Consider the following 26,578-nt stretch of genomic DNA (forward strand, 5'->3'; position numbering starts at 1 on the left):
GCCGGGCATACGGAAGCCGGCGCACGTCACCCGTTCCCCCGGGCGGGGGGGGGGGGGGGCGCCCCCCCCCCCCAACCCCGCGGCGGGCCCGGGGGGGGGGGGGGGGGGGGGGCGGCGGGGGCGGGGCGGCGCCCGGGGGGGGGGGGGGGCGCCCCCCCCCCCCGCCGGTGGCCGGGACCCCGTGGGGGTCCAGCCGCGCTCCACAACGGTGTCCCCGGTCAGCGGGCCCCGTGCACCGGGGCGATCTCCTCGATCCGGTGGGCGAGGCCGAAGTCGAGATGGGTGATCCGGCCGCCGATGCTGTGCGTGTTCACCGAGACGGCGAGCCGGTTGTACCCCAGCGTCAGATCGGCGTGATGACCCAACTCCTCCTGGATCTGCGCGATATGGATGACCATGGCGGCGGCCGGAAAGTGCCCGTGGAAGGCGTAGCCGCGGCACAGCATCCCGCCCTCGACGGACCAGCCGGGCAGCTCCGCGAGACGGTCCTCGATCTCCTTGAAGCTGAGCGGTTCCAGCTGAGCATTCATGGCGCTTGCCTCTCGCCGTGTGCCGGCTGCCGATGAGCCGGTTCCCGATACGCATGGATGTACCGGCCGCCGCCCCTCTGCCGCGACGGCCCCGACAAGTCCAGCGTGGCACGCCGGCGACCATTTCGCGCACCCACGGCACACGCCCCGCCCGTAACGCCCGCCGCACCGGCCCTCGACTACCGTCCCTCCCATGACAACTGCTGCGGCGTCCTCGCCGGAGACGACCACGGGCGTGGGCGCGTTGCTGCGCGAATGGCGCGACCGGCGCCGCATCAGCCAACTGGAACTGGCGCTGCGCGCCGACTCCTCCGCCCGCCACATCAGCTTCATCGAGACCGGCCGCTCCCGCCCCAGCCAGGAGATGGTGCTCCGCCTCGCCGAACACCTCGACGTCCCCGTACGGGAACGCAACGCCCTGCTGATCGCAGCGGGCTACGCCCCGACCTTCCCGGAGACGCCCCTGGACGATCCGTCGATGGCCGCCCTGCGCTCCGGCATGGAACGCCTCCTGACCGGCTACGAACCCTTCCCCGCCCTGGTGGTCGACGGGACCTACCACGTACAGGCGGCGAACCGCGGCATCACCGTGCTCCTGGAAGGCATCGATCCCGCCCTCCTCCAGCCCCCGCTGAACTCCATGCGCCTCACCATGCATCCGGACGGCCTGGCCCCCCGCATCCGCAACTACCGGGAATGGCGCGCCCACCTCCTGGCCCAGATGGAGCGCCAGTTGGCCCTGATGCGCTCCTCCCCCCTGCGCGCCCTGTACGACGAGGTGAGCGCCTACCCTCTCCCACCGGGCGGCCGCGAGACGGCATCCGTCGGCGAACACGCCCCCTTCGCCCTGCCCATGATGATCGAACACCACGACACCGTGCTGTCCTTCCTCTCGGCCATCGCCACCTTCAACACCCCGATGGATGTGACCGTCTCCGAACTGGCCGTGGAGACCTTCCTGCCTGCCGATCCGGAAACGGCCGCCGCTCTGCAGAAGATGGCCCGGTAGCGGACGCCCGCCCATGGCTCCGGGCGCTCACTCGAAGTTTCGCAAGCTCTCGCGCCATATCTCTTCGTTCGACCTGTGACCTGTTGTTGAGCTGCCGGCAGTTGTCATCGTCGGGCAACGTCGGGCACCCTTCCACGGCTCTGCCCGTAGGGTTTCGCCCATGGTGCCTGCGACTGTCCGCGAGTGGCGCGACGAGGAGGGGTGGGGCGTGCTCGACTCCCCCGAGACACCCGGCGGCTGCTTCGGCCACTACTCCGACATCCAGATGGCGGGCTTCCGCACACTGTCGCCCGGACAACGGATCGACCTCACATGGGAAGCCCCCGGCTTCACACAGGATGGGTACGACTACCGCGCAGTGACCATCGTGCCTCGGTCTGCCTGACATCCACACCTGACATCAACGACGGTGCACGCCCACGGTCTCCCCCAGCCCGCCGTGCCCTCGGGCCCTCTACCGTCGCATGCAGCGGCGCCCGGTTGCTCGCACTCCTAAAAGCGGTGGTCAGCCCGCTGCGCTGTACCGCAGCGAAGCGCAGCAATCGCGGTGATCCCGGCCGACCGGCACCGGCCGCGAGACCGCTGAAGAACATCTGAGCGGACCTCAGCGAACTCCCCGCCGGTGGTTCGCAACGACGGGGTCGGCAGTGGATCGCAGACGTATCGTGAGGCGCGTGCGCAACGAGAGACACGACGAGCCGCTGTCTGGTGAGGAACTGGAGTTGTTCCTTCAGTACCTTCACCGCTTCGCACGGCACGACGTAGATCTGTTCGCCCTCTTGGAAGTTGGCGACCCCGCCTACCCCCGCTACCTGACATTGACCAGCGAGCCCGCTCCCGGCGTTGACCGGTCCGCATACCGCCGTCCCTGAGCCATTCCGTCCAGTCAGGGCTACAGATCAGAAGGGGCGCTCGTGCCCGTTGCCGGCCCGCACACCCGGTGAATCACGGGGAATTCGGGTACGTGACGGGGCCGTCAAACGGGCCACTCGAAGTGCCACCGCAGCAGGTCAGGGCCCAGATCGCGGTCTATCGCCCGGTCGTGTTCGCGGAGCATCCGCATGACGGTGGCGGGCGAGGGATGCCGGCCCTTTTCGCGCCCGTGGTGATGACGAGGCGCTTGGCGATGTCGCGCAGACTCATCTCCTGGTTGCGGAGGTGGAGGGCCATGGACAGCATGTCGTCCTTGAAATGACCCGGCTCGCCGCCCAACCACCCAACAGAGCGACGGCACCGCTTCCCCCCACCCAGTAAGGAACCACGCCATGACCACCCCGCACGCCTTCCCCCTGGAGCCCACCCCGATCCATGTGTCCGACGAGGTCCTCGATGACCTGCGCGCCCGGCTCGCACTGACCCGTCCGCCGCTGGACGAGGGGAATGGGGACTGGTCCTACGGCGTCCCGGACAGCTATCTCCGTGAGCTGGTCGCCTACTGGCGGGACGGCTACGACTGGCGCAAGGCCGAGGCCGCCATCAACGCCTACGAGCACTACCAGGTGAGCGTCGACGGTGTCCCGGTGCACTTCATGCGCAAGCCCGGCCACGGCCCCCGCCCGATCCCGTTGATCCTCACCCACGGCTGGCCGTGGACGTTCTGGCACTGGTCGAAAGTGATCGACCCGCTCGCCGACCCGGCCGCGTTCGGCGGTGACCCCGCCGACGCGTTCGACGTCATCGTGCCGTCCCTGCCCGGCTTCGGTTTCCCCGGTCCGCTCACCGGTTTTCCGGACGTCAACTTCTGGAAGGTGTCCGACCTCTGGCACACCCTGATGACCGAGACCCTGGGATACGAGAAGTACGCCGCCGGGGGCTGCGACATCGGCGGGATCGTCTCCAGCCAGCTCGGCCACAAGTACGCCGACGAGCTGTACGGCATCCACATCGGCTCCGGGCTGCCGCTCGACTTCTTCACCGGCCCCCGCGCCTGGGACCTCGCCCGGAATCGGCCCCTCACCGACGACCAGCCCGCCGACGTCCGCGCCCGCATCATCGAGCTGGAGCACCGCTCGGCGTCCCATCTCGCCGTGCACATGCTCGACGGCGCCACCCTGGCCCACGGGCTGAGCGACTCCCCCGTCGGACTGCTCGCCTGGTTGCTGGAGCGCTGGAACGCCTGGAGCGACAACCGCGGCGACGTCGAGTCCGTCTTCACCAAGGACGACCTGCTCACCCACGCCACAATCTACTGGGTGAACAACTCCATCGCCACGTCGATGCGTTACTACGCCAACGCCAACCGCTACCCCTGGGCCCCCGCCCACGACCGCACCCCGGTCGTACAGGCCCCGGTCGGCCTCACCTTCGTCACGTACGAGAACCCGCCCGGCATCCACACCGCCGACGAGCGCGTCCGGGCATTCAAGGCCGGCCCGCAGGCCGATTGGTTCCACCACGTCAACGTCAACGCCCACGACCGCGGCGGCCACTTCATCCCCTGGGAGAACCCCGACGCCTGGGTGAGCGACCTGCGCCGCACCTTCCACGGCCGCAGGCCCTGAACGACCCTGCGGGCCGGTCCGGCGACGGGCCAGGCGAGCGAACGTTGCTCGGCGTGGCGTGCGCGTCGGGCGTAGCTTCTGCGCAGCTCACGGATGACATGGCGCAGTAGCCACGGTGCGAGGGGAGCCTCAGCGGCCATGCAAGCCCACGCGGTGTGACGCAACATCAGGTGTCGCTCACCCGCCGCGCGCCGCCCCGCGACGGAGCTCCAGCGAGCGGCGTTGAGGTGGCGCGTACGGAACGAGGGCCTCGATCGGCCACCTCTCACCACCTGGCAGACACCAGCCTGAAGCCGCCGGGGTTGGGTGCCGATCAGGGCGCCCGTCCCGGAAGAGCGCTGCCTCCTCGGAACCCCGCTCTCCGGGGGTGTGTTAAACAGGGAGTAATCAAAGGGGTACATTGCAGCAGCTCAAGCTCGGAATCATGTCGCAGACCCGCAAAGAGAACGAGCATCGTCTGCCGATCCACCCGGCGCACTTCGAACGCATCGACGCCGATCTCCAGCCCAGCATCTATCTGCAGACCGGTTACGGAGAGCACTTCGGTGTCCCGGACAGCCAGATCGCACCGTTCGTCGCCGGTTTCCGCCCACGCCAGGAGCTGATCGCGGAGTGTGACGTCATCCTGCTGGCCAAACCGCTGCACCAGGATCTGGCGGAGCTGCGGGACGGGCAGGTGCTGTGGGGGTGGCCGCACTGCGTGCAGGACGAGAAGGTCACGCAGGCCGCCATCGACCGCAGGCTCACCGTGATCGCCTTCGAGGCGATGAACCACTGGACCAGGGAAGGTTCGTTCAACCTGCACGTCTTCCACAAGAACAACGAGCTGGCCGGCTACTCGTCGGTGCTGCACGCCATGCAGCTGACCGGTGCGACCGGTGACTACGGGCGCCGGCGGCGTGCGGTGGTGATCGGCTTCGGGGCCACCGCCCGCGGCGCGGTCACCGCACTCAGCGCGCTGGGGGTTCACGAAGTGGACGTGCTGACTGCCCGCGGCGTCACCGCCGTGAGCTCACCGATCCACTCGGCGCGGATCGTGCACTTCCACCATGACGTGGCCGACGACACCCTCGCCCCGCGGCGCAGCATCGCGCTCACCGAGGACGGCCCTGAACCGCTGGCTGAGTTCCTCGCCCGGCACGACATCATCGTCAACTGCGTGCTCCAGGACACCGCGGCGCCGCTGATGTTCCTGATAAAGGAGGACCTCCCGAAGCTCGCGCCCGGCACCCTCGTTATCGACGTCTCCTGCGACGAGGGCATGGGCTTCGACTGGGCCCGGCCGACCACCTTCAACGACCCGATGTTCACCGTCGGCGACCACGTCCACTACTACGGCGTGGACCACAGCCCCTCCTACCTGTGGGACGCGGCGACCTGGGAGAACAGCGAGGCGCTGATCCCGTTCCTGCGGCCGGTCCTCGAAGGACCGTCCGGCTGGGACGGTGACGGCACGATCCGCCGGGCGATCGAGATCCGCGGCGGCATCGTCCAGAACCCCGCGGTCCTGGCCTTCCAGCACCGCGCCGAGCAGTACCCGCACGCGTTGGTCTGAGCCGGCGCCGCCCGGTCGACGGCTTACCCGGTGTGGGTACGACGTCGACCGGGCGCTCCCCGCCTTCCGTCAGCACGACGACGCCACCCTTCCGGGCGATTTTCTTCAGGTGCCGGCGGAACAGGCCGGGGACCGGCGGGGGTGCGGTGCAACCACCCCCGGTCCGCCAGGCGCTGCGGCCTGAGCGTGGGCCGTCCCCGGGCCCTGGAGGCCGCCATCGATGGCGGACGGCCAAAGGGGATGTCCAGCCTCCACACCACTCGGGCGCCTGGGCCTCCTCGGGCGATCCGCCGCCTGGATGGACCACGTCTGCCCCCGAAGGACCGGCCGCGGTAAGCGTCAAGTGCCCTTCTGATTTGACGACTTGGCCTGGGAATCGCAGATGTCGGGTCATGAGCGGGACGCCGGTGGCGTGGGATCGCTCCTGTCGGCCCACGCAGCCCGTTCCGGCAGCGGAGTTCTTAGGATGGATGGCATGCGTTGGGGGAAGCGTCCGCGTTGGGCATGGTGGGTGACGGCGATATACGTCGTCGGATTCCTGGAAGGGGCGGGGGCACACGCGTACTTCGTGGTCACCGGCGGCCTGCATGCGTATGACTACGCGCCCGCACCTGCGCAACTGCTGTTCCACGGGCTGCTCTTGGCCGATCCCCTCGTCGCCCTGCTGGTCGCCTGGGGGTACCCCGGCGGGCCGCTCCTCGGGGCGGTCGTCATGCTGGACGTGGTGGCGAACTGGTGGATCCAGTGGAGTGCCGTTCTCGCGGATCCTGCCGCCTATCTTCGTCCCGTCGGGCTGTCGGCGATCACCGTCTTCGGGGTGTTCGTCCTCGCCACCGCACTCCCCTTGAGCCGTGCGCCGGCCTCTCTTCCTGATGTCGAATCCACCGGACGCCGACACCCGAGCATGAAGTGAACGCGGCGTACCAAAGCCCCCTCATGCCGAAGCGGAGAGGGGGCGTGGTGTCGGGTTCGTGGGGTCAGGAGAGGACGGCGGTGAGGGAGATCGTGGTGCCTGCGAGGGCCTGGCTCACCGGGCAGTTGACCTTGGCGTCCTCGGCCGCGGACTTGAAGGCGGACTCGTCGATGCCGGGCACCTGACCCTCCACGGTGAGGTGGATTCCGGTGATGCCGGTACCCGGCTGGAAGGTGACCGCGGCTTTCGTCGTGAGCAGGGTCGGGGGGTTTCCGGCCTCGGTGAGAGTGTTCGCCAGGGCCATCGAGAAGCAGCTGGAGTGGGCGGCGGCGATCAGCTCCTCGGGGCTGGTCTTCCCGTTGGGGTCCTCGGCGCGAGAGGCCCAGGTCACGGGGAAGTGTCCGACTCCCGAGGAGTCGAGCGTGACCTCCCCGAAGCCCTTGAACAGTTCGCCTTCCCATTCGGTGTGAGCGTTACGTGTAGTGGCCACGGTGAATCCCTCCTGTGTACGGATGACGTCTCCCCGATCGTCCGCCCTGTGGCGGTATGCCCGGGTTCACGACGCGCCGTACGGCACGACTCCACCCTCCGCCTCGGTACGCGCACGAGACGTCGCCGGGGCGGGCAGCGTCCGGCGGTGCCTGACGCGGTCCCTGTCTGTCCACGTCGTCCCGGACGCGGTCCCTTCCTCTCCCCGTCGGCCCCTGACCGCCCCCGTCACTCCCCTGACAGCCTCGGTCACTCCCCGTCGGCCCCTGCTACTCACCGTCCTGTCGGGCTGCCCTGTCGATCCCCGTCTCTGCCCACGTCGGTCCCCGTCGGTCACCGTGCCGCCGTAGGGCTTCCCGGGCCTTGCGGAGACAAGGCCGGCCCCGTTGATCGAGGACCTTGCGCAGAACGTGCACAGAACGTGGGGCGGCATAGCCTGGGAGGTATTGCCACGCTTGCCCCGTCCCCATGTCGCTGGGCGGCATCCGGCGGCGACTGCGGTGAGCAACGCCGACGAGAGGACAAGCCATGAGCGCCTCGACCCCCGACGAAAATTCGCCCCCGACCGAGGAACCTTCCACCAACGGCACGCAGTCCGCAGCGGAGGAGGCGAACACCCAGGCCGCTCTGATCGAGCTCGCGACCAGCGTGGCCCTGCTGCCGCAGGCACCGCCGGCCGAGGGCGAGGAAGAGCGTCCCGAGGGTGCCATCTCGCTGCCGGTGATCGAACAGGACGGCAATCGCTACGTTCCCGTCTTCACGACCGAGGATGCGCTGCTGGCGGCCGGCGGAGATCTCGACGCGGCGCTCCGCATCCCTGTCGTCGACCTGGCCGCGAACTGGCCGGCGGACGACCTGTGGCTGGCGGTCGACCCGTCCACCGAGGAAGGCCTTGCCCTCCCCCCGGACCTGGTGCGGGCGCTGCCCGTCTTCAGCCAGCACGGTGGCGCGGCCGGCCAGCCGGGCGAGGCCGGGACGGAGGGGGCAGAGGGGGCAGAGGGAGGTGGCGCCGGAGAAGCCGGTCAGAAGCCGGCCGAATGATCCGCCCCCGTCCGTGCACCAGGGAACTCGTCCTCCCGAACATGAGGTCCGACAAGCACCGCGTCACGTCGACCGACACATAGCCGCTCACGCCCACCCACGACTACCGACTCACGTTCACCCACAACTGCCGACCCACGTCGAGCGACGAACTGCCGATTCCCGTCGACCGCGCGCCGTAGGTCCCCGTGCACCGGCCACCGCGGCCGTCGCTGAGCACCAGGGGGCAGGCACCACCCCCAGGTAGCGGTAACCCCCCGCCCGGCCCGGGGGTGAACCGGCTGTCGGGCAGTGGGCCGCGGCAGAAGACTCGGGGGTATGACGACGAGTCTTGACATCTCTTCCGGGCCCGCCGGTCCGGCGGCCGCCGGCAGCGACTTTGCGCGGTTGTCGCGGCGCATCGTGGCGGCCGGGCTGTTGAAGCGCCGGCCCGGGTACTACGTGGTGCGGCTGTCGGCCGTGAGTGCGGCGTTCGCCGGGGGCTGGGCGATGTTCTTCGCGCTGGGCGACAGTTGGTGGCAGCCGGCCGTGGCGGTGTTCCTGGCGTTTGTGTACGGACAGGTCGCGCTGGTCACCCATGATGTGGCGCATCGGCAGGTGTTCCGTCGGCGGCGGCCGAGTGGGGTCGGTGGGCGGCTGTTCGGCAATCTCGGGGTGGGGATGTCGTACGGCTGGTGGATGGACAAGCACACCCGGCATCACGCCAACCCCAACCATGAGGAGCTGGATCCGGATGTCGCGCCGGACATCCTGGTGTGGTCGCAGGGCCAGGCGCGGGCCGCCACGGGGCTGCCCCGCTTCATCGGCCGGTATCAGGCACAGTTGTTCTTCCCGTTGCTGACGCTGGAAGGGTTCAACCTCCGGGTGTCGAGCATCCGGGCGCTGCGGTCGCCCACCATGAAGCACTGGGGAAGCGAGGCGGCGCTGTTGCTGGCGCACATCGTGCTGTATCTCGCCGCGCTGTTCCTGGTGCTGTCACCCGGTAAGGCGCTGGCCTTTCTCCTCATCCACCAGGCCGTCTTCGGCGTCTACTTGGGGTGCACCTTTGCGCCCAACCACAAGGGGATGCCGACGCTGACGGGCGACGCGCGGCCGGACTTTCTGCGCCGTCAGGTACTGACCTCGCGCAATGTCCGGGGCGGAGTGATGACCGACTTCCTTCTCGGCGGGCTCAATTACCAGATCGAGCACCACCTCTTCCCGAGCATGCCGACACCGCATCTGCGCCGTGCGCAGAAGATCGTGCGGGCCTACTGCGCCGAGATCGGTGTCCCGTACCACGAGACGGGGCTGATCAGGTCGTACGCGGAGGCGCTGCGGCACTTGCGGCGAGCGGGGGAACCGCTTCGTGGTCCGCGGGCGTAGGCACGGTCGCCGTGGCCGTCGCCTCCGCCTGTCGCGTGGTACGCCGGGCCGCCATGAAGGCGTAGACGAGGATGCCGACGAACAGGAAGAGCACGCCCTGGTAGATCGCGGCGTAGCCGGCGCCGGCGACGAGCCAGAAGGTGAAGCCGAAGGCGGTCAGGGCGAGGGTCAGATCGCGGGCGAAGCGGGCGGGGCGGACCTTGTCGCGGCGGCCGGTGAGCAGGAAGTAGACCTGGGCGCCGGCGGCGAGGAGGTAGGGGACGGTCGCCGAGAAGGTGGTGATCAGCACCAGGATCTCGAAGACGCCGCCGGTACCGGTGAGGTAGTTGAGCACCGTCAGGGCGCTGGCCAGCACTCCGGCGGCGAGGACGCCGAAGGTCGGGACGCCGCGCCGCTTGGTCAGGAACGGTGCGGGGAACAGCCCGTCCTTGGCGGCGGCGTACGGGGACTGGGCGCTCATCAGGGTCCAGCCGTTGAGGGCACCGATGATCGAGACGACGGCGGCGATCGCGACGACGGTGCCGCCCCAGTGTCCGCCGAACATGGCGTTCACCGCGTCGGAGAACGGCGCCTGGGACTTCACCAGCTTGTCGTGCGCGACGGTGCCGAAGACGGCGACGGTGCCCAGGAGGTAGACCACGGCCGAGCCGACGGTGCCGAGGACGGTGGCCCGGCCGACGTTCCGCTCCGGGTCGCGGACCTCGCCGGCGCTCATCGCGGCGGACTCCACACCGACGTAGGAGTACAGGAGGATCGCGGCGGCCGCGGACATCCCGCCGACCGCGCTGCCGCTGCCCTCGTGGAACGAGCCGAGGTTGGCCGGGTCGAAGAAGAACAGGCCGACGACGGCGATGAAGAGGAGCGGGATGAACTTGAGGACGGTGGAGACCGTCTGGACCAGGCCGACGTAGCGGGTGCCGGCGAAGTTGGCGAGGGCCGGCAGCCAGAGCGCGACGAGGGCGATCGCGAGGTCGGCGCCGTCGGAGGGGTGGCCGGGGAGCAGGACGTGGACGTAGCCGACGATGGCGACCGCGAGCGCCGCGTTGCTGACCCAGGTCATGGTCCAGTACGACCAGGCGGAGAGGAATCCGGCGAAGTCGCCGAACGCCTCGCGCGCGTAGACGTAGGGGCCGCCGGTGTCCGGGTGGCGCTCGGCAAGCCGCCCGAAGACCAGGGCGAGGGCGACGGCGCCGACGGTCAGTACGCCGAAGGCGACCAGGCTGACGGTGCCGAACGGGGCCACCGAAGCCGGCAGCAGAAAGATGCCGCCACCGATGATGTTGCCCATCACCAGGCAGGTGGCGGTTCCCAGTCCGAAGCGGCGGGTGTGCCGGTCGTTCATGACGTGGCGGACCTCTCGTCGTGCGCTGTGCACCCGGGGTTACCGAGCAATGCACATGGTCGGCGATCGGCGGTGTCCGCCAAAATCAGCGGGTTTTGTCCCGTGGAGCGGGGTCCGGTGGTGAAAAACCTTCGGCCGGGGACGCCTTGTGCCGGAGTTCGTCCGTTCGGAGCCCCAGAGGCAGCTGCGGGCCATCGGCCTCCCGCAGCCAGCGGCGCAGCACCCGGTGTACCTGTTCGGCGCCGGTCAGCGGCTCGTCGTCGGGGGCCGGCGGGGTCAGCTCGACGGGCCAGAGGAGGAAGGGGTGGCTCTGGGCTCCGCCCAGACCGCCGTGCGAGCCGATCTGCTCCTCGAAGGCGTGTACCGCGCCGGTCGTCGGGTCGTAGGCGGAGTTGACCATGAGGTCGGCGGTGTGCGGGAAGCGGTCGGTGCGGCGTACGGCCTCGGCCGCGCCGGAGCCGAAGGGCGCCAGCGGGTCGGCGCCGACGATGTGGCCGGTGTCGAGGTGGTGCTCGGCGCCGGCCGGGCCGAGCACCACGGGGCCGTGTGCCGCGGAGCGGACCAGCAGAAAGCCGATGCCGGGGTGGTTGGCGAGAGTGCCGAGCAGTGCGGGGTGTCTGCGGTCCAGTTCCTCGCGGGTGATCCGGCCGGGCACGTCGGGGAAGGACACCAGGCCGAGGTTTCCGGAGGCCAGCACGAGGGGGTGGGAGGGGCCCGGACCGTCCGTCGTCTCCGGGCGGCGCCCCTCCTCCTCCGGGCGGTGCAGCGCGGCGCGCGCCGCCTCCCTGGCCTCGGCTCCGCTCCGCGTCCGGCCGGCGCGGCGGGGCACCGGCAGCCCGCATCCGGCGCGTACGAGATCGCCCAGGCTCAGCCCGTAGCGCTCCAGGAACGTCGGGCCGTGGCTCTGGCCGTGGTCCGAGAGCAGCACGATGCGGTAGGGGCGCGGGGCGTGCCGGGCGGCCCTGGCGAACAGGGCGATGGCCCGGTCGAGGCTGTGCAGCACCTGGAGGGCGTCGCGGTGTGCGGGCCCGGAGTGGTGCGCCACCTCGTCGTACGCGACCAGGTCGGCGTAGACGGCGGTGCGGCCGGCGAGCATGTCGCCGATGACGGGGTAGAGGCCGCCCCGGGCGACCCGGGGCAGCTCGCGGCGGAAGCGGGTGCGCAGCGAGCTGGACGATCTCGCGGGCGACCTCGGCGACGAAGGAGACGGCGGTACGGGTCGCGTTGGCCGGGTCGGAGAAGTAGGCGAAGTAACCGGCGCGGGAGCGGTTGTACTTGCCGCGCCGGGCCGCCACCGACATCACCAGGGCGACCTGGTCGGCGCCGCCGCTGAAGAGGTTGCCGCGGCTGGCGCCGTCGTAGGCGAGCAGCCCGCCGTCGCCGGTGCGCGCGATGGCGCGGCGCTGGAGCTCGGCGGCGCCGGTGGGCCGGTTGCTGACGACGAGCGTGCGGGTGTCCTTCTCGTACCAGCGGAAGGCGGGCAGATCCTCGTTGCTGCCGTGCAGGAGCGCGAGCTGGCTGGCGCCGGTCTGGCTGGACCAGTCGGTGCGCCAGGGGGTGAGGCGGTGAGTGTCGCTCCGCCAGCGGGCGACGGTGGCCATCAGCGGCCGGTCGCCCTCGGTGGCCTCGCGCAGCAGGTCGTGGCCCAGCCCGTCGAGCTGGAGGAAGACCGTGCCGGGGGTGGCCGGGTGCCGGGGGGCGCCGGACCGGCGGCGGCGTCCGGCGAGCCGGACCAGCCTGCGGTGGTACGCCTCGTCGTTGTGCACCGCCAGGAAGCCGGCGGTGGCCGAGGAGGCCGCGGACATCACCGCCGCGACGATCACCGCGGTCTCCGGTGCGGCCTGTCCGCGTCCCTCGGGGATCAGATCGAGGGCGAGCAGCAGCAGGGAGCCGTTGAGGAAGAAGACCAGCAGGCCCAGGACGAGGGCGGGCACCAGCAGCAGGGCACGGACGAGGAACGGCCAGACCAGGGCGCTGAGCAGGCCGAACGCGCCGGCGCCGAGGGCGGCGGTGACGGCGGTGCGGGTGAGGCTGTCGCCGCCGGCGGACTGCAGCCGGAAGTCGGGCAGCAGGGCGGCGAGGGCGAGCAGGGTGAGGTTCGCCGAGCCGTGGCAGGGCGTGGCCCTGGCGATCGGACTGACGGTGGTGATCAGCGCGGCGCCGGCCGCCTGGCGGCGTGTCAGACCGGCCGGCGGCGAAGACGGGTCGTAGAGGGTGTCCCCGGCGGGCCGCCCGCACCGCACCGCCGCGGTCCTCAGCGCTCGGCGAGCACGCGCGAGGCTCCGACGGGCAGATCCCAGAGGTCCTCACGGGGGCGTCCGGTGGCGGCCCAGGCCGCGCGGACCCGGCGCAGCGGCTCCAGGGGCGGCTCGCCGGAGAGCAGAAACGTCGACCAGTGCATCGGGACCAGCGCGCGGGCACCGAGGTCCTGGCAGGCCTTGACCGCCTCCTCCGGGTCGGTGTGCACCGGTCGCAGCATCCAGCGCGGGTCGTAGGCGCCGATGGGCAGCAGCGCCAGGTCGATGCCGGGGTAGCGGCGGCCGATCTCCTCGAACCAGTGGCCGTAGCCGGTGTCTCCCGCGAAGTGGATCCGCCGCCCGTCGGGCGCGGTGAGCAGCCAGCCGCCCCACAGCGAACGGCAGGTGTCGGTCAGGGTCCGCTTGCTCCAGTGGTGGGCGGGGACGAAGTCGAAGCGTACGGGGCCGCCCGGGGCGGGCAGTTCGACCGCGTCCCACCAGTCGAGGTCGGCGACCTGGGTGAAGCCGCGCCGGCGGGCCCAGGGCGCCAGTCCGGCGGGGAGCAGCAGCGGGGTGTGGCGCGGCAGCCGCTTCAGGGTGGGGGCGTCGAGGTGGTCGTAGTGGTTGTGGCTGATGACGACGGCATCGATCGGTGGCAGGTCCTCCCAGCGGACGCCCACGGGGGTGACCCGCGCGGGGGTGCCGAGGATCTTGCGGGACCACACCGGGTCGGTCAGTACGGTCAGGCCGCCGATGCGCAGCACCCAACTGGCGTGTCCGGCCCAGGTGAGGGCGAGGGTGGTGGTGCCGGCGGCCGGCATCGGGCCCGGTTCGAAGGGGAGTTGCTGGATCTCCGGGAGCGTATCGGGGGCCGGGCGCAGCTTGCCCTCCCGGGCGATCCGGGCCAGAGCGCGGACACCGGGCAGCGGGGCGGTCAGCCGGTGGGTGAAGTCCCGCGGCCAGGTGCGGGTTTCGCCCAGGGGGCGGGGTGCGGCGAGCGGGGGCGGGGCGGTGTGCGGGAGGGCGGGCGCGACCGCGCCGGCGGGGGCCTGCGCGGTGGCCGCGCCGTGGCCGCGGTCCGCTCCCCCGGCGGTTCCGGCGCCGTCGCCGGGCGCTGCGGGCGGCAGCCGCTCGGTGTCGGGGGGCTGCTCGGCGAGGGAGCGCTCGGTCTGTTCGGTCATCGCGGGGCTCCTTACGGTGGACAGAACCGGGGCGGGTGCGGGGGCGGTGGCGGGCGGGTCCGAGCCGTGCGGCTCAGCCGCCCGCGGACGTCGTGAGCCCGGCCAGCGCCCGCGACAAGGCGGTCAACGCCTCGGTGATGTGCGGGAGTTCCAGCGGATCCGGCGCGGTCAGGACGCGGTGCCGCAGCTCCCGGTCGGCGCCGAGCAGCGCCTCGGCACCGAGTCGTACCCGCAGGGCGCCCGGCGCATCGCCGAAGCGGTGGCCGCCGCGCGCCCCCCAGGGCGCCAACTTCCGCTCCAGCGCGCGGGATTCCACGATCCCGCGGGCCGCCAGCGGCCGGCGCAGCGGTTCGAGGTCGGCGTAGAGATGGCTCCCGGAGCGCGGCGGGCGGCAGACGGCGCCGGCCTCGGTGACGGTGTGGTGGAGCGCCGCGGCGAGCGTGCCGTACAGCCGGGCGACGGTGGCGGTCCGGGCGCGCACCTCGTCGGGTTCGCCGAGCGCATGGGTGACGGCGCAGCCGACCGGCCCGGCGATCGGCGCCGGGATTGCGGTGAGCGCGTCCAGTGCCACGGCCCGGAAGATGGCTCCGCGGTCGGTGCCGGGGAAGCGGGCCAGCGCGGCCGGCCAGGCGGCGGGCACCAGCGTGGACCGTAGGTCGGTGAGCACCACGACCTCGCCGGGCAGCATCTCGGCGGGGCTGAGCAGCACGGTGTCATGCGGATCGTGCAGCAGATCGCGGCGCGTCTCGTCGCTGATGATCCACAGCCCTTCGTCCGCCGCCGCCTCGCAGACCTCGTGCAGTTGCTCGGGGGCGGGGCAGGTGCCGGTCGGATCGTCGGCGACGGACAGGACCAGGACGCGCGGGCTGTCGCCGTGCATCCGGGCCCGGCGGACGGTCTCCAGCAGCGCGAACGGGTCGGGCACCCCGCCCGATTCCGCCGGTACGGGTGCGAAGTGCACCGGCCGCCCGAGCAGCCGGGCGGGCGGTGCGTACCACGCGGAGCAGGGCCGCGGCAGCACCACCGCCCCGTCGGTCGCGGCGTACAGGGCGAGGAGCAGGGCCGGCGCGCCGGGGGCGGCGAGCACCCGGTCGGGCGTGGTGACCAGGCCGCGGCGCTCCCAGTAGCCGCAGGCGGCGGTGCGCAGCGGGGCGCCGCCGCCGGGGGGCTCGGGTTCGGTGCGGTCCGCGGCCGCGGAGAGGTGCGCGGCGAGTTCCGGGAGGACCGGCAGGCCCACCGGCGGATCCGGGTCCGGCTCGCGCTGCGGATCCGGGGCGGTCCGCTGCATCCGTACCTCCACTCCACGACGGCGGGTCGATCGTGGGCCCCTCAGCCGAGGGGCGGCCCCGTCCACCTTGGCAGATCGCACGGGTGGCGACGGCGGGCGACACGTCAGCGGACGGTGCGACCGGCGCTCAATGCGCCGGGCGCGCCGCGGTGGCCTCGTAGTGATGCACCGTCACCACCTCGCCGGCGCCCCATTCCTGCCGCTCGGTGGTGCGTCGGGCCCAGCCCAGCCGCTCGTAGAGGGCGATGGCCGCGGTGTCGGTGGCCTTCACCTCCAGTACGGGGCGCAGCCCGCGGGCCGCCGCCTCCGCCTCGACGGCGCGCAGCAGACGGCCGCCGAGGCCCTTGCCGCGTGCGGCGGGTGCGACACACAGCCGGCTGACCTCGTCCCCGCACAGCGCCGCATGGCCGACGACCGCGCCGTCCGCCTCGGCGACCCAGGCGGCGGTCAGTCCGTCGGGGGTCAGCCAGCGCGCCGGATCGTGTGGCCACTGGTGTGGATAGCCGCTGTGGGTGTGGACCTCGGCCAGCAGCGCCACACAGGCGTCGAGGTCGGTGTCGCGACGTCTCCTGATCATCCGGGCAGCGAACCACAGAGGGCCGGTCCGGCGCAGCCCGATTTCCGCCCGGCGGTGCCGTCGCGACGCCGCGCGGTGGCCCCGAGCAGCGCGTTCCTGCCTGTTACGGGCAGTCTGGGGTACAAGGTGGCGCATGCAATCGCTACTGACCCATCTCGACCGGCGGACCTTCCACCAGATTGCCGCGCGCGAATGGCCGGGCGCACAGCGGGTGCTGCCCCGCTTGACCCGTAGCGCCAACCACGGGCTGCTGTGGTTCGGCCTCGCGGCCGGCGCGGCCGCGCTGGGCGGCCGGCCGATGCGCCGGGCCGCACTGCGCGGGGTGGCTTCGCTGGCCGTGGCATCGGCGACGGTGAACACACTCGGCAAGCGCTCGGTGCGGCGCGAGCGACCGCTGCTGGACGCGGTGCCGGTCATACGGCAGCTGCACCGTCAGCCCCTTACTTCCTCGTTCCCGTCCGGGCACGCGGCCTCGGCGGTGGCCTTCGCGACCGGTGTGGCCTTCGAGAACAAGTGGTGGGGGCTGGCGCTGGCGCCGGTCGCCGCGTCGGTGGCGTTCTCCCGCGTCTATACGGGCGTGCACTATCCGGGTGATGTGCTGGCGGGTGCCGCGCTGGGCGCGGGCGCGGCGTTTGCGGTCCGCGGTTTCGCGCCGACCCGCGCCCAGCTGGCGCCGCCCGCCAGGCCGCGTGCCGAGGCGCCCGCGCTGCCGGGCGGCCGGGGTCTGGTCGTGGTGGCGAACCAGGGTTCGGGGCAGCGCACGGGCCCCCGCCCGGACCGGGCCGACGAGGTGCGCGGGGTGCTGCCGCAGGTCGAGGTGACGCTGTGCGGCGGGCCGGACGGAGAGCCGCTGGACAAGGCCCTGGAAGATGCCGCGGAGCGGGCCAGGGCGCTCGGCGGTGCGCTGGGGGTGCTGGGCGGGGACGGCACCGTCAATGCCGCGGCGGAGGTAGCGCTCCGGCACGGGCTGCCGCTCGCGGTGCTGCCCGGCGGCACCCTGAACCACTTCGCGTACGACCTGGGGATCGAGACCTACGCGGCGGCGGCGCGCGCCGTGGAGAGCGGTGAGGCCGTCGCGGTGGACGTGGCGCGCTTCCGGGCCGAACCGCATCCGGAGGCGCGGCACTTCCTCAACACCTTCTCGATCGGCGCGTATCCGGAGCTGGTGCGGATCCGTGAGCGCTGGGCGGGAAAGATCGGCGCCTGGCCCGCCGGGGTGCTCGCGGCGTGGGAGGTACTGCGCACCGCCGAGCCGCTGACCGTACGGATCAATGGCGAGCGGCGCGCCGTGTGGCTGCTGTTCGTCGGCAACTGCCAGTACCGGGGGCTGGGGTTCGCGCCGGTGCGCCGGCACGACCTGGCGGACGGGGTGCTCGATGTGCGGGTGGTGCACGGCGGGCGGCTGGCCCGCACCCGGCTGCTCGCCGCGGCCCTGATGGGCACGCCGCGCAGCTCTCCGGTGCTCGGTGAGGCGCGTTTGTCCCGGCTGCGGATCAGCGACCTCCCGGAGGGTACGACGCTGGCCTTCGACGGTGAAGTGGCCCCCGTTCCTGCCGGGTTGACGCTGGACAAGAAGAACGCGGCCCTGACGGTCTACCGCCTGCTGCCCGAATAATGAGATGCCACTCTCATGATGCGAGATGGCGGCGTACGGTGTGATCACCACGCCGTAGGGCGGCCGCGCCGTGGTGCGTGCCGCCGCCCGAGCGGTGACCGGGACGCCGCCGCGCGCTCCCGGTCACCGTTGTGAAGCATGTGAAGGAGTCGGTCATGCCACAGGAATCCGCCGTCTACACCCACGGCCACCACGAGTCCGTACTGCGCTCCCACACCTGGCGCACCGTCGCCAACTCGGCCGGGTACCTGCGGGATGCGCTGCGGCCGCACATGCAGATCCTGGACGTCGGCTGCGGCCCCGGCACCATCACCGCCGATCTGGCCGCCCTGGTGCCGGACGGGCAGGTCACCGGCCTGGAGCACGCACCCGACGTGCTGGAGCAGGCGCGCGCCACGGCCGCCGACCGGGGCCTGACGAACGTCCGCTTCGCGGTCGGGGATGTCCACGCACTGGACTACCCCGACGACACCTTCTGTGTGGTGCACGCCCATCAGGTGCTGCAGCACGTGGGCGATCCCGTCCAGGCGCTGCGCGAGATGCGCCGGGTCACCAAGCCCGGCGGGATCGTCGCAGTCCGGGATTCGGACTACTCGGCCATGACCTGGTACCCGGAGGTCGACGGGATGGCCGACTGGCTGCGGCTGTATCTGCGGGTGGCCCGCGCCAACGGAGGCGAGCCGGACGCCGGACGCCGGCTGCACGCCTGGGCGCGGCAGGCCGGTTTCGCCCCGGACGCGATCACCGCCACCACCGGCACCTGGTGCTACCGCACCCCGCAGGAGCGCTCCTGGTGGAGCGAGCTGTGGGCGGACCGTACGGTCGGCTCCTCCTACGCGCGGATCGCGGTGGACGGCGGGCACGCCACGACGGAGCAGCTGAACCGGATCGCTCAGGCCTGGCGGGCGTGGGGCGCCGAGGAGGACGGCTGGTTCGGCATCCTGCACGGCGAGATCCTGTGCCGCGTCTGACGACCGGGGCACCTGTCGCCGGTTGCCCGGGAGGCGGGCGCCGCACGTCCGGGCGCCGTGGACGCGGTGGGGCTGCACCGTGCGGCGTCCGCCGGGCGGCCCGGACGCGGCGACGGCATGAGCGCCCGGGACAGCATCCGGGGCATCGTGCCGCCCCGGGCGCGGCGGAGCGCGGTCTGATCATGGCCAAGTGATCGCGCACCGGCAGGCCGCCCAACTAGGCTTGTCCGCATGGACATTCTGGGGACCTCGTTGCGGGTGTGCGTCGGTGATCTCGATACGGCGATCGGTGTCTACGAGCGGCTGACCGGTGCCGAGGCGATCCGCTTCCAGCGCGGTGGGGTGGCAGTCGCGGCCGTCGGGTGCTTCTTCCTGATGAGCGGCCCTGAAGCGGAGTTGTCGGTGCTGCGGAAGATCACGGCGACCATCGCCGTCAAGGATGTGGACGATGCGGTGGCCGATCTGACGGCGGTCGGCGCGGACATCGTCGCCGGTCCGCTGTCGACCCCGATCGGCCGCAATCTGGTCGCCCGTCACCCGGACGGTTCGATCTTCGAGTACGTCGACCGGAAGCAGGACGGGGAGACCCCCTAGGGAGTCTCCCCGCCACGCTCCTCGGTGAGGGACCGGCCCCTGTCAGGCCACCTCAAGGACGATCTTGCCGCGGCTCCGCCCGGCCATGCTCCGCCGGAACGCCTCGGCGGCCTCGGGCAGCGGGAGGATCACATCGACCGGCACGGTCAGCTTCCCGGCGTCCGCGAGTGCGCCGAGCGCGGTCAGATCAGCGGTGTCCGGGCGCACCCACACCATGTGGCCGCCCTTGCCCGTGACCTCGGCGTCGGCGACGGACGCCACCCGGCCGCGGTCCTTGAGCAGTTCCTGCGAGACGTCCACGACGCCACCGCCGACGAAGTCCACGGCCGCGTCGACGCCTTCGGGCGCCAGCGCCCGCACCCGTTCGGCGAGACCGTCACCATAGGTGACCGGCTCGGCGCCCAGGGACCGCAGGAAGTCGTGGTTGCGCTCGCTGGCCGTGCCGATGACGCGGGCCCCCTGCGCCACCGCGATCTGGACGGCGAGCGAGCCGACACCCCCCGCGGCGGCATGCACCAGGACCGTCTCGCCCGCCTTCGCGCCGACCCGCTTGAGCGACTGATAGGCCGTCAGCCCGGCGAGCGGAAGCCCGGCGGCCTGCTGCCAGCTGAGCGCGGCAGGCTTGCGCGCCAGGGTCCGGACCGGCGCGGCGACCAGCTCGGCGTAAGTGCCGTGCTGCACCTCGTCCTTGCGCACATAGCCGATGACCTCGTCGCCGACCGCGTACTCGGTGGCGTCCGCGCCCACCGCCTCGACCACGCCCGCCACATCCCACCCGGGAATGAACGGGAAGTGCACATCCATCATCGAGTCCAGATAACCCGCGACGATCTTCCAGTCCACGGGGTTGACCCCGACCGCCTTGACCCGGATCAGGAACGAGTCCGGGCCCACCTTCGGATCGGGGTGGTCGGTGTATTCGAGGACCTCGGGGCCGCCGTAGCTCTTTGCGATGATTGCCTTCATGATCCGCCACAACGTGTGAGCGCCGGGGAACATTCCATGGTCGCGGACGGTCACCGAAATGGCGTACGAGACGTGCGGTGACCGGGCGTCGAGACCCGCTCAGGCGGTCCGTGCCCCCACGGCGCGCAGCAGGAACGGCAGGAGTTCGCGGCTCGCCGCCTCGCCGGACGAGGGGCCGTCCGCAGTGCCCCCGTGTGCCGCGTCGGGGGTCAGGAAGAGGCGGCTGACCATGGAGCCGACGACCAGGTCGGCCAGCACATGCGCGTCCTGGAGCGGTGGGATGTCGCCACGGGCGACCGCTCGGCGCACCACGGCGGCGGCCCGGTCGCGGACCGGCTGGATGATCGCGTTGTCCAGGACGCGGGCCAGCGCCTCGTTGTGCGCGGCCTCGCCGATCAGTACGTGCAGCAGCCGGCCGCCGGGTCCCTCCAGGGTTTGGGCCTTGTCCCCGAGCAGGGCGGCGAGGTCGCCTTCGAGGCTCCCGGTGTCCGGCTGGGGGCCGAGATCGCTCGCCCAGCGGACGGCGGTGCCCACGACCAGATCCTCCTTGGAGCGCCAGCGGCGGTAGAGGGTCGCGGTGGACACTCCGGCCCGCTTGGCGACCGCCGCGGTGGTGAGTCCGCCGTAGCCGCTTTCCTGGAGTACCGCCACGGTGGCCTCCAGCAGCGCCCGGTCGCGTCCGGCGTCCCGCGGGCGGCCGCGGGCGGGCTGCCGCTCGGCGGATGCGGGCTGGTTGCTCTCGGTGCGTTCGGCCACACCGGGAGTCTACCGGCAGCATTACGAAACGAAATGTTTTCGTTTCGTGTAGCCTCGGCGTCATGGCATCGCAGACCTCCACCACCGACCTGGACGCCGCCGCTGTCGTCGACCGGCTCCGCAGCACTTTCGCCACCCGCCGTACCGCCGCGCCGGACTGGCGGCGCGGCCAGCTGGCCGCCTTGCGCAGCCTGCTCACCGAGCACAGCGACGAGCTGCTCACCGCGCTCGCCGGCGACCTCGGCAAGGGCCCCGAGGAGGCCTACCGCACCGAGATCGGCTTCACCCTCCACGAGATCGACCACACCCTGGCCCGTCTCGACGACTGGCTGGCGCCCCGGCCCGCCGAGCTGCCCGACCGGCTGCTCCCGGCGACCGCACAGGTCGTCCGCGAACCGCTCGGCGTCGTCCTGGTGATCGCGCCCTGGAACTATCCGCTGCAACTGGCGCTCGCCCCGCTCGTCGGCGCGCTGGCCGCGGGCAACTGCGCCGTCGTCAAGCCGAGCGAACTCGCCCCCGCGACCTCGGCCGCCCTCGCCCGCCTGCTGCCGCGCTACCTGGACGGCGACGCGGTGGCCGTCGTCGAGGGCGCCGTCCCGGAGACCACCGCCCTGCTGGCCGAGCGCTTCGACCACATCTTCTACACCGGCAACGGCACCGTCGGCCGGATCGTGATGACGGCCGCCGCGCGGCATCTGACGCCGGTCACCCTGGAGTTGGGCGGCAAGAGCCCGGTCGTCCTCGACCCGGGTACGGATCTGGCCGCGGCGGCCCGGCGGATCGTGACCGGCAAGTTCCTCAACGCCGGCCAGACCTGTGTGGCGCCCGACTACGTCCTGGCGATCGGCGACACCGCCCGCGCCATCGAACCGCATCTCGCCGAGGCGGTGCACGAGATCTACGGAGCCGATCCGTCCGGCGCCGACGAGTACGGACGGATCGTCAACGAGCGGCACTTCGACCGGCTGACCGCCCTGCTCGACAGCGGCCGCACGGTCATCGGCGGCGCCCACGACCGCGCCACGCGCTATCTCGCGCCCACCGTCCTCGCCGATGTCACGCCCGACGCACCGGTGATGCAGGAGGAAATCTTCGGCCCGGTCCTGCCGATCGTGCCGGTGCCCGACCTGGACGCGGCGATCGCCTTCATCAACGGGCGCGACAAGCCGCTGGCGCTCTATGCGTTCACCGCGTCCGACGCCACCAAGCACCGGCTGCTGGCCGAGACCTCCTCGGGCGCACTCACCTTCGGGCTGCCGGTCGCCCATCTCACCGCGCCCGACCTGCCGTTCGGCGGGGTCGGCGAGAGCGGGATGGGGCGCTACCACGGCGAGTACTCACTCGACACCTTCAGCCACAGCAAGGCGGTGCTCGACAAGCCGCTGGGGTGAGCGCGGGCGGGCGGCGCCGGTGCCGCCCGCCGGTCCCACCGGCTAGACCGGCCGCATCCGGTACTCGTACCGCTCGGGGAGCGGATGCGCCGACCGGGCCTCGGCGCGTACCTGTTCGGTGACCGGTCCGCCGCCCGCGACCAGCCGCTCGGCGATGGCGTACCAGGTGTCGCCGAGCACCTCGTCGCCCTCCCGCAGACCGGCGATCTCGAAGCCGGCGTCGAAGATCTCCCGAGCCGCGGCCGGCTGCCCCTGGGCGAGCAGCACCTGCGCGGTCAGCAACCGGAGGCGGCCGTCGGCCGGATCGGTCCGGCCCAGGCCCGCCAGCAGTTCCGCCGCCTCGTCGGTACGGCCGGCCGCGAGCAGCGCGGGCACCGCCTCCCGGGCGAGGGCGGGCAGCACCGCCCGCCAGTCCCGCGCTGCCGGGTCCTGCGCCGATGCCGCCCGGGCCGCCTCGGCGCAGGCCTGCACATAGCGGTCGGCGGCGCGTCCCGTCTCGCCCGCCACCGACTCGGCAACGGCCAGGCAGTACAGCGGCAGCGCGCCGGCCCCGTGCCCGAGCGCACGCTCCCAGCTGCGGACGGCCTGGGCGCGATCGCCTGCGTGCCACTGGGCGAGCCCCAGGTGGTAGTCGGTGGCCGGGCCCGGCTGTGCGGACTCCAGCAGATCGCGCCAGGCCGGCGCGACCAGCACCGGTCCGGGTACGGGCCCGGCGGCCGGCAGATCCCCGGTATTGAGCAGCGTCAGCCAAGGCTCCTGCTCCGCGCCCAGCGTGGCCGCGTCGAACGGCGTACCAGGCAGGTCCAGGCCCGCGCGGGCGGCCTCCAGCGCGCCCCAGCCGGAGCCGGTGGCCAGCGACTCCTTCGGTTCCTGGTCGGCGTACGGCAGCCAGGCGGCGTAGGCGGCGTCGACATCCGCGCGCGGCAGGGCGGCTGCCAGCCGGGCCGTGACCTCTTCGCGGGCCGCGCCCCAGTCCGCGCCGTGCACCGTCGCGGGGTCGGTGTCCAGCGGCCCGTACGCCTCCAGCCAGGCGAACTCCCCACCGGCGTCCAGCGGTACATGCTCCAGCTGGGTACGGGCCAGACCTGCCTGGATCTCAGCGTAGCCGCCGGTGCCCGGCTCGGTGAGCCACTGCTGCCAGCGCCGCCCGGCCCGGCCCGCGCCCCACAGGAAGAGCTTGCGGCCGCGCAGCGTGTCGGTGGAGGTCTGCACCAGGCCGCGGCCGTCGGCGTCGAGGGAGGTGATCCAGCGGCGGGCGCCGTCGGGCACCTCGTAGAAGTAGTCGGCGGGGAACTCGCTGCGCAGCGGGTACGTCCGGTCGGCGCCGTCGAAGTCCGGGACCGGGACACGGCGCAGGCTCCGCTCGTAGCCGAAGTGCCAGGCCTCGTCGGCGGGGGCCAGGACGCGGCTGCTCTCGGCCTCGGGAACGGCGATGTTGGACCACCAGTAGACGGGGACCGTGTGGTGGTGCGGATTGCGGATCCGTACGCCGACGTGGAGGAAGTCGGAGCCATCGGGCAGCCACAGGTCCACCTGGAAGGGCAGATCGCGCAGCCGTTCCCACTCCCACAGCCGCAGCATCTCCCCGCCGTCCGGCGCCGCGACACGGGCGGCGTGCAGCGGGGCACAGGAGAGGGTGGTGTGGCCGGTGGCGCCGATGTTCCATTCGATGCCGCCGGAGAACCAGGCGCCGTTGAGGGCGAAGGCTGCGGGCTGCCACACCGGGTTGCGGTAGAGCAGTTCACGGTCGGTGGGCTTGTGGTGCAGCGAGTACACCCGGCCGCCGAGGCCGGGCAGGACGGTGGCGCGCAGCCGGTCGTTCTCGATGACCAGCGCATCGAGGTCGGTGGCACGGCGGGTGCGGCCGTAGCCGTCGCGCATCCGGGCCGGCAGGATCGAGCGCAGCGGCGCACAGCCGATCTGCTGCGTCATGTCGGCGGGCAGACCGGCGTCCTGGGGGATCTCGATGCGGTGCAGGTCCTGACCGCCGCGCAGAGCGGGCAGAGGGTTGTCGGGGCCGAGGGGGGCTGCGGGGAGGGTCAGGGTGGTGCGTCGCACTCTCGTGGCCACGGCTGCCTCGCAATGCTGGAGCGGGCCGCCTCGGCTGCGGCGGCCTCCTGTTGACCATGGAACCGCGTGATCGCCGGTCTGCACAGGGCTTCTTGCGGCCGGGTGAGGTCAGGGTTGCGCAAAGAGGTCCTCAAGGAGGCCGGCGAGCAGCGCCGCGCCGGTCCCCTCGGGATCGCGGTCCGGGTCGTAGATGGTGACGTTGATGCCGGCACAGCGCGGCGAGGCGGCCAACGGGCCGAGCAGCGCACGGAGTTCCTCGGTGAGCAGGCCGCCCGGGTCGGGGCTGTCGACGGCCGGCATGACGGACGGGTCGAGGACGTCCGCGTCGAGATGGATCCAGAAGCCGTCGAGCGGTGCGCTCGCGAAGTGGGTGAGGACGTCGCGGGCCACCGCCCCCGGGCCGCGCCGCCGGATCTCGCCGACCGGGACGTGGCCGATACCGAGGGCGGTCAACTCCTCCTGGTCCTCGTCCGCGTCGCGCAGGCCCAGCGCGCGCAGATCCTCGTCGCGGGTGTACGGCCGCAGCCCCTCGATGTCGGTGAGATCCGCCTGCCCGCGCCCGGTGATCTGTGCCAGGCCCTCTCCGGCCGCGGCGCCGAGCGGTCCGGACACCGCCACATTGCCCGGGTGCCGGAAGTCGCCGTGGCCGTCGAGGTAGGCCACGCCGTACCGCCCCAGCCGCCGCAGCGCGAGCACCACCCCGAGCAGAATGCTGCAGTCCCCGCCCAGCACCACCGGGAAGTCACCACTGCGGACGTGCTCCTGGACGCGCGTCGCGAGCTTGCCCGTATAGACGGCGAGAGCGGCGGCATTGAAGTCGCCGTCACCCTCCCGCCACTCCCCCAGGTCGTAGCGGGGCGGCACCACCACACCGCCCTCCAGCGCACCCAGTCGCCGCAGCAGTCCCTGCTCGCGCAGCGCGCCCGCGAGCTTGTAGCAGCCGGGGACGGTGCCGGGCGCGGGCGGCCGAAGTCCCAGGTTGGAGGGGGCATCGATCAGTATCGTCCGGCGCATACGGGGATCGTCACACATGGGCGCGGAAAAAGCGGAGGCCTCGGAAGATCCGCCGCAATAGCCTTTCATCCCGGCTCTCAACGGCGAACGGCAGAACGGAAAACGGCACCCATGGCGACGCAGCACACCTACCGGGTCATCGTCCGCGGCAGGTGGGACGGCCTCACCGCACCGTCCCGGGCAAAGCTGCTCGCCGAGGTGGACGATCACGGTCTGTCGCAGTTCCGGTTCACACCCGAGGGCTCGCTGGCGTACGACAGCGCGCTGCACTCCTTCAGCTATCGCTTTGTCGTCGTCTCGGATGCGGCGGACGGCGAGGAGATGGCGGCCGCGCTCGCCGAGGACAGGGCGGAGAGTGCCCTGCGGGCCGCCGGCCTCGGCTATCGGGAGCTGCGGTCCACGGCCACCGACATGGACACCATGAAGATCAACCGCAAGTCCCGCTAGGTTCCGTCTCTTTGGTCGGCGTCGGGTCCAGATGAGGATGGCGGCCAGGTGGAGTGCGGCGGCCTGGTAGGCGATGGCGGGTCTGTCTGTTCGCATGGCCGGACCGCGCCACTGGCTGAGGCGGTTGATGCAGCGTTCGGCGGTGTTGCGCTCGGGAGCCAACGGGAGTGCCTGTCCCAGGAATTCGGCTTCGCTCGGGGTCCTGTTTCGGCCACACCAGGAGACGCTCCAGCCGTCATGCCTGTGATCATCTTCACTCGGTGCGGGCTTAAGTGGTGCTTTCTGGGAATCTGCAACGAATGCCCTGCTTTACGGGCTCGTTCCATTAATTCTCCGGCAAATGGCGCGACAGGGAGAAGATTGTCCAAGTCTTCGGGCCTCCGGAGGGATTTATTACGCCCACCTGCTGCGAGACCGACTCCTCCGGTCTGTGCGCACCTCCGGAACAGCGCTCGCCGTCCAAGATCCACAAGTGATCGACTGGCGATACGTTGACGCCACCGAGCGTTCGACTCGGCCGCAGCTCAGAGCGGCGCAGCTGCTCTCCCGTTCCCGTCTGGATTCGATCCCTTGGCCGGCCGACTGTGAACACCCCATGCGTACATGCCTCGTGCCTGTACACCCCATTAGAGGCAATACCGGTGACTTTGGGGTGTTCGGGTCGTTGGGAGTGGTGTGCCAAGGCCCGGACAGGTGAAGTCGTCGGTGGATGACCGGCTTTCGGAC

The 26,578-nt window shown here is 72.0% G+C and carries 22 protein-coding genes and 3 pseudogenes; 13 read left to right on the plus strand and 12 right to left on the minus strand.

Annotated features, from left to right (window positions below; genetic code table 11):
• Positions 1 to 218: 218 nt before the first annotated feature.
• Positions 219 to 530, minus strand: coding sequence for a 4a-hydroxytetrahydrobiopterin dehydratase (locus tag ACGFWI_RS37410; protein WP_393910539.1), 312 nt, complete (start codon positions 528 to 530; stop codon positions 219 to 221).
• A 193-nt stretch (positions 531 to 723) separates the two neighbouring features.
• Here ACGFWI_RS37410 and ACGFWI_RS37415 point away from each other — a divergent pair, with 193 nt between their 5' ends.
• The 5 genes from ACGFWI_RS37415 (at position 724) to ACGFWI_RS37435 (ending at position 6,508) form a co-directional block, all read left to right on the plus strand.
• Positions 724 to 1,539: a helix-turn-helix domain-containing protein gene (locus ACGFWI_RS37415; RefSeq protein ID WP_393910540.1), complete on the plus strand. Its 816-nt coding sequence runs from the start codon at positions 724 to 726 to the stop codon at positions 1,537 to 1,539.
• A 160-nt stretch (positions 1,540 to 1,699) separates the two neighbouring features.
• Positions 1,700 to 1,924 carry a cold-shock protein gene (locus ACGFWI_RS37420; protein WP_393910541.1) on the plus strand — a complete coding sequence of 75 codons (225 nt, stop codon included), beginning with the start codon at positions 1,700 to 1,702 and terminating at the stop codon, positions 1,922 to 1,924.
• Positions 1,925 to 2,804: 880 nt separating this feature from the next.
• Positions 2,805 to 4,040, plus strand: coding sequence for an epoxide hydrolase family protein (locus ACGFWI_RS37425; RefSeq protein WP_393910542.1), 1,236 nt, complete (start codon positions 2,805 to 2,807; stop codon positions 4,038 to 4,040).
• A gap of 400 nt (positions 4,041 to 4,440) precedes the next feature.
• Entirely contained in the window at positions 4,441 to 5,595 is a 1,155-nt protein-coding gene (locus ACGFWI_RS37430) for a N(5)-(carboxyethyl)ornithine synthase (protein ID WP_393910543.1), read from the plus strand.
• Between the two features lie 475 nt (positions 5,596 to 6,070).
• On the plus strand, positions 6,071 to 6,508 hold the full coding sequence (locus tag ACGFWI_RS37435) for a hypothetical protein (RefSeq protein ID WP_393910544.1): 438 nt from the start codon (positions 6,071 to 6,073) through the stop codon (positions 6,506 to 6,508).
• A 64-nt stretch (positions 6,509 to 6,572) separates the two neighbouring features.
• On the opposite strand, the gene ACGFWI_RS37440 is transcribed toward ACGFWI_RS37435, so the two are convergent.
• Positions 6,573 to 6,998, minus strand: a complete 426-nt coding sequence (locus tag ACGFWI_RS37440; protein ID WP_393910545.1) for an OsmC family peroxiredoxin — start codon at positions 6,996 to 6,998, stop codon at positions 6,573 to 6,575.
• 527 nt (positions 6,999 to 7,525) lie between these two features.
• On the opposite strand from ACGFWI_RS37440, the gene ACGFWI_RS37445 reads away from it, so the two are divergent.
• Together ACGFWI_RS37445 and ACGFWI_RS37450 are read left to right on the plus strand one after the other, a co-directional pair.
• Entirely contained in the window at positions 7,526 to 8,038 is a 513-nt protein-coding gene (locus ACGFWI_RS37445) for an SseB family protein (RefSeq protein ID WP_393910546.1), read from the plus strand.
• A gap of 318 nt (positions 8,039 to 8,356) precedes the next feature.
• Positions 8,357 to 9,403, plus strand: coding sequence for a fatty acid desaturase family protein (locus ACGFWI_RS37450; protein WP_393910547.1), 1,047 nt, complete (start codon positions 8,357 to 8,359; stop codon positions 9,401 to 9,403).
• On the opposite strand, the gene ACGFWI_RS37455 is transcribed toward ACGFWI_RS37450, so the two are convergent.
• The gene (locus tag ACGFWI_RS37455; RefSeq protein WP_393910548.1) at positions 9,333 to 10,745 is read right to left on the minus strand and encodes an amino acid permease; all 1,413 of its coding nucleotides are present in this window, start codon (positions 10,743 to 10,745) and stop codon (positions 9,333 to 9,335) included. The genes ACGFWI_RS37450 and ACGFWI_RS37455 overlap by 71 nt on opposite strands.
• Positions 10,746 to 10,830: 85 nt before the next feature.
• Positions 10,831 to 12,895, minus strand: a pseudogene (locus tag ACGFWI_RS37460) (phage holin family protein).
• Here ACGFWI_RS37460 and ACGFWI_RS37465 point away from each other — a divergent pair.
• Positions 12,843 to 12,956: pseudogene (locus tag ACGFWI_RS37465) on the plus strand (DedA family protein); the annotation flags it as partial. The pseudogenes ACGFWI_RS37460 and ACGFWI_RS37465 sit on opposite strands and share 53 nt — an antisense overlap.
• Positions 12,957 to 12,999: 43 nt before the next feature.
• Here ACGFWI_RS37465 and ACGFWI_RS37470 read toward each other — a convergent pair.
• From ACGFWI_RS37470 to ACGFWI_RS37480, 3 genes are all read right to left on the minus strand, one after another.
• On the minus strand, positions 13,000 to 14,163 hold the full coding sequence (locus ACGFWI_RS37470; RefSeq protein WP_393910549.1) for an MBL fold metallo-hydrolase: 1,164 nt from the start codon (positions 14,161 to 14,163) through the stop codon (positions 13,000 to 13,002).
• Positions 14,164 to 14,236: 73 nt separating this feature from the next.
• Positions 14,237 to 15,451, minus strand: coding sequence for an aminotransferase class I/II-fold pyridoxal phosphate-dependent enzyme (locus tag ACGFWI_RS37475; RefSeq protein WP_393910550.1), 1,215 nt, complete (start codon positions 15,449 to 15,451; stop codon positions 14,237 to 14,239).
• 127 nt (positions 15,452 to 15,578) lie between these two features.
• The gene (locus ACGFWI_RS37480) at positions 15,579 to 16,028 is read right to left on the minus strand and encodes a GNAT family N-acetyltransferase (protein ID WP_393910551.1); all 450 of its coding nucleotides are present in this window, start codon (positions 16,026 to 16,028) and stop codon (positions 15,579 to 15,581) included.
• Positions 16,029 to 16,161: 133 nt separating this feature from the next.
• Here ACGFWI_RS37480 and ACGFWI_RS37485 point away from each other — a divergent pair, with 133 nt between their 5' ends.
• From ACGFWI_RS37485 to ACGFWI_RS37495, 3 genes are all read left to right on the plus strand, one after another.
• Positions 16,162 to 17,643: a bifunctional phosphatase PAP2/diacylglycerol kinase family protein gene (locus ACGFWI_RS37485; protein ID WP_393910552.1), complete on the plus strand. Its 1,482-nt coding sequence runs from the start codon at positions 16,162 to 16,164 to the stop codon at positions 17,641 to 17,643.
• Positions 17,644 to 17,798: 155 nt separating this feature from the next.
• On the plus strand, positions 17,799 to 18,614 hold the full coding sequence (locus ACGFWI_RS37490; protein WP_393910553.1) for a class I SAM-dependent methyltransferase: 816 nt from the start codon (positions 17,799 to 17,801) through the stop codon (positions 18,612 to 18,614).
• A 231-nt stretch (positions 18,615 to 18,845) separates the two neighbouring features.
• Positions 18,846 to 19,208: a VOC family protein gene (locus tag ACGFWI_RS37495; RefSeq protein ID WP_393910554.1), complete on the plus strand. Its 363-nt coding sequence runs from the start codon at positions 18,846 to 18,848 to the stop codon at positions 19,206 to 19,208.
• Between the two features lie 42 nt (positions 19,209 to 19,250).
• Here the strand turns inward: ACGFWI_RS37495 and ACGFWI_RS37500 are convergent, their stop codons facing one another.
• Both ACGFWI_RS37500 and ACGFWI_RS37505 read right to left on the minus strand, forming a co-directional pair.
• The gene (locus ACGFWI_RS37500) at positions 19,251 to 20,174 is read right to left on the minus strand and encodes an NADP-dependent oxidoreductase (protein ID WP_393910555.1); all 924 of its coding nucleotides are present in this window, start codon (positions 20,172 to 20,174) and stop codon (positions 19,251 to 19,253) included.
• A 99-nt stretch (positions 20,175 to 20,273) separates the two neighbouring features.
• On the minus strand, positions 20,274 to 20,930 hold the full coding sequence (locus ACGFWI_RS37505; RefSeq protein WP_393910556.1) for a TetR/AcrR family transcriptional regulator: 657 nt from the start codon (positions 20,928 to 20,930) through the stop codon (positions 20,274 to 20,276).
• A gap of 62 nt (positions 20,931 to 20,992) precedes the next feature.
• Here ACGFWI_RS37505 and ACGFWI_RS37510 point away from each other — a divergent pair, with 62 nt between their 5' ends.
• Positions 20,993 to 22,321, plus strand: a complete 1,329-nt coding sequence (locus ACGFWI_RS37510; RefSeq protein ID WP_393910557.1) for an aldehyde dehydrogenase family protein — start codon at positions 20,993 to 20,995, stop codon at positions 22,319 to 22,321.
• Positions 22,322 to 22,363: 42 nt separating this feature from the next.
• On the opposite strand, the gene ACGFWI_RS37515 is transcribed toward ACGFWI_RS37510, so the two are convergent.
• Together ACGFWI_RS37515 and ACGFWI_RS37520 are read right to left on the minus strand one after the other, a co-directional pair.
• Entirely contained in the window at positions 22,364 to 24,391 is a 2,028-nt protein-coding gene (locus tag ACGFWI_RS37515) for a DUF5107 domain-containing protein (protein WP_393910558.1), read from the minus strand.
• Between the two features lie 108 nt (positions 24,392 to 24,499).
• Positions 24,500 to 25,405 (minus strand): arginase family protein, encoded by a 906-nt coding sequence (locus ACGFWI_RS37520; protein WP_393910559.1) that lies wholly within the window; start codon positions 25,403 to 25,405, stop codon positions 24,500 to 24,502.
• 111 nt (positions 25,406 to 25,516) lie between these two features.
• Between ACGFWI_RS37520 and ACGFWI_RS37525 the strand changes: the two genes are divergently transcribed.
• Complete coding sequence (locus ACGFWI_RS37525) at positions 25,517 to 25,852, plus strand: DUF6204 family protein (protein WP_393910560.1); 336 nt, start codon at positions 25,517 to 25,519, stop codon at positions 25,850 to 25,852.
• A gap of 15 nt (positions 25,853 to 25,867) precedes the next feature.
• Here the strand turns inward: ACGFWI_RS37525 and ACGFWI_RS37530 are convergent.
• Positions 25,868 to 26,005, minus strand: a pseudogene (locus ACGFWI_RS37530) (IS5/IS1182 family transposase); the annotation flags it as partial.
• Positions 26,006 to 26,578 lie beyond the last annotated feature (573 nt).

It is taken from the genome of Streptomyces sp. NPDC048434 (genome assembly GCF_043200375.1).
GTDB lineage: Bacteria > Actinomycetota > Actinomycetes > Streptomycetales > Streptomycetaceae > Streptomyces.

Bases quoted from the DNA above. Each gene is read 5' to 3' on its own strand.
- ACGFWI_RS37410 (WP_393910539.1), bottom strand. From the start codon at position 530: ATGAATGCTCAGCTGGAACCGCTCAGCTTCAAGGAGATCGAGGACCGT.
- ACGFWI_RS37455 (WP_393910548.1), bottom strand. From the start codon at position 10,745: ATGAACGACCGGCACACCCGCCGCTTCGGACTGGGAACCGCCACCTGC.
- ACGFWI_RS37500 (WP_393910555.1), bottom strand. From the start codon at position 20,174: ATGAAGGCAATCATCGCAAAGAGCTACGGCGGCCCCGAGGTCCTCGAA.
- ACGFWI_RS37510 (WP_393910557.1), top strand. From the start codon at position 20,993: ATGGCATCGCAGACCTCCACCACCGACCTGGACGCCGCCGCTGTCGTC.
- ACGFWI_RS37445 (WP_393910546.1), top strand. From the start codon at position 7,526: ATGAGCGCCTCGACCCCCGACGAAAATTCGCCCCCGACCGAGGAACCT.
- ACGFWI_RS37520 (WP_393910559.1), bottom strand. From the start codon at position 25,405: ATGCGCCGGACGATACTGATCGATGCCCCCTCCAACCTGGGACTTCGG.
- ACGFWI_RS37470 (WP_393910549.1), bottom strand. From the start codon at position 14,163: ATGACCGAACAGACCGAGCGCTCCCTCGCCGAGCAGCCCCCCGACACC.
- ACGFWI_RS37495 (WP_393910554.1), top strand. From the start codon at position 18,846: ATGGACATTCTGGGGACCTCGTTGCGGGTGTGCGTCGGTGATCTCGAT.
- ACGFWI_RS37425 (WP_393910542.1), top strand. From the start codon at position 2,805: ATGACCACCCCGCACGCCTTCCCCCTGGAGCCCACCCCGATCCATGTG.
- ACGFWI_RS37480 (WP_393910551.1), bottom strand. From the start codon at position 16,028: ATGATCAGGAGACGTCGCGACACCGACCTCGACGCCTGTGTGGCGCTG.
- ACGFWI_RS37450 (WP_393910547.1), top strand. From the start codon at position 8,357: ATGACGACGAGTCTTGACATCTCTTCCGGGCCCGCCGGTCCGGCGGCC.
- ACGFWI_RS37475 (WP_393910550.1), bottom strand. From the start codon at position 15,451: ATGCAGCGGACCGCCCCGGATCCGCAGCGCGAGCCGGACCCGGATCCG.
- ACGFWI_RS37415 (WP_393910540.1), top strand. From the start codon at position 724: ATGACAACTGCTGCGGCGTCCTCGCCGGAGACGACCACGGGCGTGGGC.
- ACGFWI_RS37435 (WP_393910544.1), top strand. From the start codon at position 6,071: ATGCGTTGGGGGAAGCGTCCGCGTTGGGCATGGTGGGTGACGGCGATA.
- ACGFWI_RS37525 (WP_393910560.1), top strand. From the start codon at position 25,517: ATGGCGACGCAGCACACCTACCGGGTCATCGTCCGCGGCAGGTGGGAC.
- ACGFWI_RS37490 (WP_393910553.1), top strand. From the start codon at position 17,799: ATGCCACAGGAATCCGCCGTCTACACCCACGGCCACCACGAGTCCGTA.
- ACGFWI_RS37420 (WP_393910541.1), top strand. From the start codon at position 1,700: ATGGTGCCTGCGACTGTCCGCGAGTGGCGCGACGAGGAGGGGTGGGGC.
- ACGFWI_RS37485 (WP_393910552.1), top strand. From the start codon at position 16,162: ATGCAATCGCTACTGACCCATCTCGACCGGCGGACCTTCCACCAGATT.